6 protein-coding genes are annotated in these 3,986 nt (G+C 68.9%); 3 read left to right on the top strand and 3 right to left on the bottom strand.

Annotated features, from left to right (window positions below; all coding sequences use genetic code 11):
• On the bottom strand, positions 1-441 hold a 441-nt coding region (locus tag AX692_RS05960), incomplete at its 3' end, for a DnaJ domain-containing protein (protein WP_196491771.1).
• A 155-nt stretch (positions 442-596) separates the two neighbouring features.
• Between AX692_RS05960 and pdxH the strand changes: the two genes are divergently transcribed.
• On the top strand, positions 597-1,253 hold the full coding sequence (gene pdxH, locus AX692_RS05955) for a pyridoxamine 5'-phosphate oxidase (RefSeq protein WP_073973080.1): 657 nt from the start codon (positions 597-599) through the stop codon (positions 1,251-1,253).
• A gap of 11 nt (positions 1,254-1,264) precedes the next feature.
• Positions 1,265-2,071 carry a PhzF family phenazine biosynthesis protein gene (locus AX692_RS05950; RefSeq protein ID WP_073973081.1) on the top strand — a complete coding sequence of 269 codons (807 nt, stop codon included), beginning with the start codon at positions 1,265-1,267 and terminating at the stop codon, positions 2,069-2,071.
• A gap of 43 nt (positions 2,072-2,114) precedes the next feature.
• Here AX692_RS05950 and AX692_RS05945 read toward each other — a convergent pair whose 3' ends face one another.
• Positions 2,115-3,260, bottom strand: a complete 1,146-nt coding sequence (locus tag AX692_RS05945; RefSeq protein WP_073977132.1) for a serine hydrolase domain-containing protein — start codon at positions 3,258-3,260, stop codon at positions 2,115-2,117.
• Between the two features lie 35 nt (positions 3,261-3,295).
• Here AX692_RS05945 and AX692_RS05940 point away from each other — a divergent pair, with 35 nt between their 5' ends.
• On the top strand, positions 3,296-3,649 hold the full coding sequence (locus AX692_RS05940; RefSeq protein ID WP_073973960.1) for a hypothetical protein: 354 nt from the start codon (positions 3,296-3,298) through the stop codon (positions 3,647-3,649).
• Here the strand turns inward: AX692_RS05940 and AX692_RS05935 are convergent.
• Positions 3,646-3,986, bottom strand: a 341-nt coding sequence (locus AX692_RS05935; RefSeq protein WP_330997573.1) for an aminomethyltransferase beta-barrel domain-containing protein, incomplete at its 5' end; no start/stop codon positions are given. The genes AX692_RS05940 and AX692_RS05935 overlap by 4 nt on opposite strands.

Here is a 3,986-nt window from a genome sequence, read left to right as displayed (position 1 = left end):
ATCTCGGCGATCTGTTCGAAGGGCTGTTCGGCGGCCGAAGCCGCGCCGCGCACCGCCGTTCTGCGGCTTGCGCCCGCCGAACAGCCCTTCGAACAGATCGCCGAGATCGACCTCGTCCGCCCCGAAGCCCTCGAAACCGGCCGCCCCGGGCCCCGCGCCATAGGTGCCGCCCCGGCCGTAACCCGGCCTTGCGCCCATTCCGGCGAAGGGATTGGCCGGGTTGCCATCGGCATCGATCTCGCCGCGGTCATATTGCGCGCGCTTGGCCTTGTCCGAGAGCAGGTCATAGGCGCGGGTCGCCTCGGAGAATTTCTCCGAGGCCTTGGGATTGTCCTTGTTGCGATCGGGGTGGAGCTCCTTCGCCAGCTTGCGATAGGCACTCTTGATGTCGGCCTCGGAGGCCGTGCGGGGTATCCCGAGCGTGGCATAAAGGTCGCGCATGGTGAGTTAGCTAGGTGAGACAGTCGTCATGCGCAAGCGGGGACCCTTGTCGGCGGAAATGTCGGCGGAAAACCAAAGTTAATCATATGCGCCTTTCTCTGGCGCCCGCGGGTCACTATGTGGCTGATCCCGAAGCTTCCCGAGGAGCCCTTCCGATGCCTGACGCCGCCCCGCTCGACGATGCCCAGCTGGCCGATAGCGTGCTGCCTGCGGGTGCCGATCCCTTCGTCTTGTTCGAGGAGTGGTTTGCCGCCGCTCAGGTGGGCGAGATCAACGATCCCAACGCGATGGCGCTCGCCACCGCGACGCCCGAAGGCGCGCCCTCGGTGCGGATGGTGCTGCTGAAGGGGCACGGCTCGCAGGAGATTGCCGGCGGCGGCTTCACCTTCTTCACCAATGCCGAAAGCCGGAAAGGTGCGCAGATCCGCGCCAACATGCAGGCCGCCTTGCTGTTCCACTGGAAGAGCCTGCGCCGCCAGATCCGGATCGAAGGGCCGCTCACCGAAGTCTCGCCCGAACGCGCCGACGCCTATTTCCACTCGCGCCCCTACAAGAGCCAGGTCGGCAGCGCCGCCAGCGACCAGTCGCGCCCGCTGCCCGAGCGTAAGGCCTATATCGACCGGGTCCAGCAGGTCTGGGCCGAGCACGAGGCCGAAGGCAAGGTGCCGCGTCCGCCGCACTGGACAGGTTTCACTTTGTCCCCGCGAAGAATCGAATTCTGGATCGATCGCGACAACCGCTTGCATGATCGCCGCGAATTCACCCGCTCCGCGCCGGACGCCCCCTGGTCCGACACGCTGCTCTACCCCTGAGGACTGCCCCTATGCCCCAGAACATCCCCTACTGGCACGTCGACGCCTTCGCTGCGCAACCCTTTGGCGGGAACCAGGCGGCGGTGATGGTGCTCGAAGAATGGCTACCCGACGATGTGCTGGTCAAGATCGGGGGCGAGAACCTCTTCGCAGAAACCGCCTTCGTGGTGCGCGACACGACGGGCGCGGCCGACTGGGAGCTGCGCTGGTGCACCCCCACCTATGAAATCGCGCTGTGCGGCCATGCGACGCTGGCGAGCGGGCATATCCTGCTCCAGCGGGATGGCGGCGAGCGGATCACTTTCCGCACGCGGAAATCGGGCATTCTCGAGGTGGTGAAAGTGGGGGATGCCTATGAACTGGCGCTCCCCGCGATTCACACCGCGCCGGGCGATTACCCCGAGGCCGTGGCGCTGCTCGGTGCGACGCCGCTGGAAGTGTGGCGCAACGACAGCCGCTACAACGTATTCCTGTTCGAGAACGAGGCGCAGGTGCGTGCGCTCGATCCTGACATCCGCGGGCTCGGGGCGCTGGGGAACGACCAGTTCATCTGCACCGCGCCCGGGGACAAGACCGACATCGTCAGCCGCGTCTTCGTGCCCGGCGGCGGAGTGGACGAGGACTCGGTCACCGGCTCGGCCCATGCGGTGCTCACCCCGTTCTGGGCGAAGAAACTGGGCCGCGAGAGCTTCACCGCGCATCAGGCTTCCACGCGCGGCGGCGATCTGACTCTGCGGCTGGACGGCGCCGGAGAAAATGGGCGCGCATGGCTCGGCGGGCCCTGCGTGACGGTGGTCGAGGGCGCGTTCTTCCTCTAGCCCCCCTCCTGTCCCGCAGGGACAACAGGAGGGCGGCCTGGCGCTACCTCGCCGGATAGAGCTCCAGCACGTCCGCCGCCTGTTGCAGCATCGGCGGGCGCTGCGCGGCGTCGGAGTGGCCGAGCCGCACCAGCGTCACCTGCTGGCTCGGCGAGACCAGCACATATTGGCCCATGTGGCCGATCAGGCTGAACAGGCTCTCGGGCGCGCGGTCCGGGAACAGCGGGTGCTCTTCGGCGGCGCGGCCGGGGATCGGGCGGTTGAGCCAGGTCTGGAAGCCGTAGTGCGGGCTGCGCGGGGAGGGCGTCACCATCGCCTCGACCCAGCGCTGCGGCACGAGCTGCTCGCCGCCCGGCGCGCGGCCCTTGCGGCGCAGGAACTCGCCGAACTTGGCCCAGTCGCGCGCGGTTGCGTGCATCAGCGAGCCGCCGATCAGCGTGCCCGACGCATCGAATTCGGGCACCATGCTGGTCATCCCGAGCGGGCCGAACAGCCGCTGGCGGAGGTAATCCGCCACCGCCTTGCGCCGCGCCTCGGGCTTGTCGCTGGTGGTCAGCGCCCGCGCGGCGATGTCGGCGAGGATGACGCTGGTGTTGCTGGAATATTCGAACTGCTTGCCGGGCTCGGCCTCGAGCGGCTGCTCCTCGGCCCACTTGGCCATGTTGTCGCGCCCGTCGAGGAACAGCATCCTGACCTCGCTCGATTCGTAGGGTGGGTCGCCGCTCTCGGTGTGCCTGAGGCCGCTCCGCATCTGGAGCAGGTGGCGCAGAGTGACCTCGCCGCGCGGATCGCCCTGGCGCTGCCACAGCGGGACGGGGGCGGGGGCGTCGAGCGCGAGGAGCCCGTCGGCGACCAGCATGCCGATCAGCACGCCGGTCACAGTCTTGGCCATCGACCAGCTGATGAAGCGCGTGTCCTTGCTGTAACCCGGCCCGTAGCGCTCGGCGGCGAGCTTGCCGTTCGCCATCACCACCACCGCGCGGGTCTCGCCGAGGCCGGGCTTGGTGAAAAGATCGTCGATCTCGCGCGCAAGCCGGTCCTTGGGCGCGCCCGCGTCGCCGGTGACGGCGGCCTTGGCTTCATCGGTGAGCGGGACTTCGGCCACCGGCGCCGCGCCGCAGCCTGCAAGCATCAGGAGGGCTAGCGTGGGGGGCAGGGCGCGGTTAAGGACGGCGGCTCGGAGGGTCATCGCGCTCTCCTTCCCCGAAGCATGAAGGCTTGGCAATGGCGAAATCACCCGCATCGGCAGGCAGGCGCTCCCGGACGCGCTGGGGGCTGTGGATGCTCGCGATCATCGCCGCGCTGGTCGGCGGCGCGGCCTTCGCCTTCCGCAGCGAGATCGACGGCTATGGCAGCATCGCCTCGGCCTATTCGGCCCGCGTGGCGTGCTCGTGCCGCTTCGTCGCGGGCCGGCCGCTGGAGGACTGCGCCAAGGACAAGCTCGCCGGGATGGAGGCGGTGACGCTGGTCGAGGATGTCGAGACCAAAAGCGTCACCGCGCGCTTCCCGCTGGTCGCGAGCGCGACGGCGACCTACCGCGAGGGCTATGGCTGCGTGCTGGAGCCCTACGAGAACTAGGCGCTTACTTTTTCGGTGGAACCGATCCACCCGCCGCCGACCACGCGCTCGCCCGCATAGATCACCGCCGCCTGTCCGGGGGCAACGCCGAATTCGGGCTCGGCGAAGCGGATCGTCACCGCCGCGCCACCGCCCAGCGGCCCCTCGAGCGTCACCGGCACCGGCTTCGCGAGGCTCCTCACCTTCGCGGTCAGCGGCGCATCGGGCAGGCGTCCGATGCGGTTGGTCTCGGTCAGGTGCGCAGCGCTCACCGCCAGCATTCGCTTGGGCCCGACCCGCACCTCGCGTGAGGGCGCGTCGAGGCCGATCACGTAGAGCGGCTCGGGCTGCCCGCCGA

The sequence above is a fragment of the Erythrobacter donghaensis genome (assembly GCF_001557325.1).
Lineage (GTDB): Bacteria > Pseudomonadota > Alphaproteobacteria > Sphingomonadales > Sphingomonadaceae > Erythrobacter > Erythrobacter donghaensis_B.
The sequence above is the reverse complement of the archived record's forward strand: the minus strand, read 5'-3'. Positions and strand labels throughout refer to the sequence as shown.

Excerpts from the sequence above, each read along its gene's own strand:
- pdxH (WP_073973080.1), top strand. The coding sequence starts at position 597 with ATGCCTGACGCCGCCCCGCTCGACGATGCCCAGCTGGCCGATAGCGTG.
- AX692_RS05950 (WP_073973081.1), top strand. The coding sequence starts at position 1,265 with ATGCCCCAGAACATCCCCTACTGGCACGTCGACGCCTTCGCTGCGCAA.
- AX692_RS05945 (WP_073977132.1), bottom strand. The coding sequence starts at position 3,260 with ATGACCCTCCGAGCCGCCGTCCTTAACCGCGCCCTGCCCCCCACGCTA.
- AX692_RS05940 (WP_073973960.1), top strand. The coding sequence starts at position 3,296 with ATGGCGAAATCACCCGCATCGGCAGGCAGGCGCTCCCGGACGCGCTGG.